Annotated in this window: 2 protein-coding genes; both read right to left on the reverse strand. The window is 70.4% G+C overall.

Annotation, left to right across the window (positions count from 1 at the left end):
• Nucleotides 1-1,052 (reverse strand): adenosine deaminase (locus I59_RS03360; RefSeq protein WP_031272681.1); only part of this gene is annotated, 1,052 nt, incomplete at its 3' end.
• Between the two features lie 10 nt (nucleotides 1,053-1,062).
• Nucleotides 1,063-1,668, reverse strand: a complete 606-nt coding sequence (gene trpS / locus I59_RS03365) for a tryptophan--tRNA ligase (protein ID WP_376764441.1) — start codon at nucleotides 1,666-1,668, stop codon at nucleotides 1,063-1,065.
• Nucleotides 1,669-1,794: the final 126 nt, after the last annotated feature.

Consider the following 1,794-nt stretch of genomic DNA (forward strand, 5'->3'; position numbering starts at 1 on the left):
CAGGAGGAGCCGAGCGCGGCGTTGATCTGGAACGCCGCGAGGTCGTCGAGGTCGTAGCCGAACGTGCCGGCGAGCAGCGCGAGCTCCTTCGACAACGAGGTGTTGCTCATCAGCCGGTTGTCGGTGTTCACGGTGACCCGGAAGCCGAGCTGGTAGAGCACGTCGAACGGGTGGTCGGCGAGCTCGTCGCCCCACGCGGCGATCGCACCGGTCTGCAGGTTCGACGAGGGCGCGACCTCGAGCGGGACCTCGCGGTCGCGAACCCACGACGCGACCTCGCCCAGCGTCGCCAGGGTGGAGCCGTCGCCCGCGTCGGAGAGCGCGATGTCCTCGAAGATGCGGACACCGTGCCCGAGCCGGAGCGCCCGACCGTCGACGAGCGCCGACCGGATCGAGGCGAGCCCGTCGGCTTCGCCCGCGTGCACGGTGACGGGGAAGAGCTGCGTCGCGAGCCAGTCGAACGCCGCACGGTGGTTCGCCGGCGGGAACCCTGCCTCGGCCCCGGCGATGTCGAACCCGACGACACCGCGGTCACGGTGCCGGACCGCGAGCTCGGCGATCTCCTGCGCCCGGTCGGCGTGCCGCATCGCGGTGACGAGCTGCCCGACCCGGATCGTGCCGCCGGCCGCGTCGACCGCTTCCTCGATGCCGGCCTGCACCGCCTCGACCGTCTGGTCGAGCGTCAGCCCACCCTGCAGGTGCTGTTCGGGCGCCCAGCGGATCTCGCCGTAGACGACGCCGTCCGCGACGAGGTCCTCGACGAACTCCTTCGCGACGCGGTGCAGCTGCGGGGCGGTCTGCATCACCGAAGTGGTGACGTCGAACGTCTTCAGGTACTCGACGAGCGAGCCCGAGTTCGACTGGTCGGCGAACCACTGACCGAGCGCGTCGGCATCGGTGGTCGGCAGCGCCACCCCGGACGAGTCCGCCAGCTCGACGATCGTCGCCGGCCGCAGCCCCCCGTCGAGGTGGTCGTGCAGCGAGACCTTCGGCAGGTCGTTGATGACCGCTCCGGCGTCGGGCAGGCGGTAGGTCGTGGCGTCGGCGCTCATGCGCTCCAGGCTATCGGTGGTCACCGACCCTGCGCCGTGCCCTGTGCACAACAGCCGGGTGGACCGACTGGAGGCTCCCCACAGGCACGTGGGGAGCCTCCGGTCGGCCGGACGAGTTGAACCGACCGGCGAGGTCGCGCGTCAGTTCGACGTGCTGCCGCTGGTCGTCACCGACCGGGACGACCTTCGTGTCGTACAGCAGGATGTCGGCGGCCATCAGGATCGGGTAGGTGAAGAGCCCGACGGACGCGGCGTCCGTGCCCTGCCGCGCCGACTTGTCCTTGAACTGGGTCATCCGGCTCGCCTCGCCGAACCCGGTGAGGGTGTTGAGCACCCAGGCGAGTTCCGCGTGCGCCGGCACCTGCGACTGCACGAAGAGCGTCGCCTTCGACGGGTCGATGCCGGAGGCGATGTACTGGGCGGCGGTCGCGCGCGTGTTCGCGCGGAGCTCGGCGGGGTCCTGCGCGGTGGTGATCGCGTGCATGTCGACGACGCAGTAGATCGCGTCGAAGTCGTCGAGGAGCGTCCGCCACTGCATGAGCGCACCGATGTAGTTGCCGAGGTGGAGCGATCCGGCCGAGGGCTGGATGCCGGAGAAGATGCGGGTCGTGGCCATGCTGGTGTCCTGTTGCGCTGGAGCGGTGGGGGGATCAGATCTCGTAGTCGACGACCACGGGGGCGTGGTCGGACCATCGCTGGTCGTAGGCGGCAGCGCGGTCCACCGTGTAGTGCGAGACCTTCT

The sequence above is a fragment of the Curtobacterium sp. B8 genome, from assembly GCF_000333315.1.
Lineage (GTDB): Bacteria > Actinomycetota > Actinomycetes > Actinomycetales > Microbacteriaceae > Curtobacterium > Curtobacterium luteum.

Coding starts and splice junctions, on each gene's coding strand:
- trpS (WP_376764441.1), bottom strand. CDS start 1,668: ATGGCCACGACCCGCATCTTCTCCGGCATCCAGCCCTCGGCCGGATCG.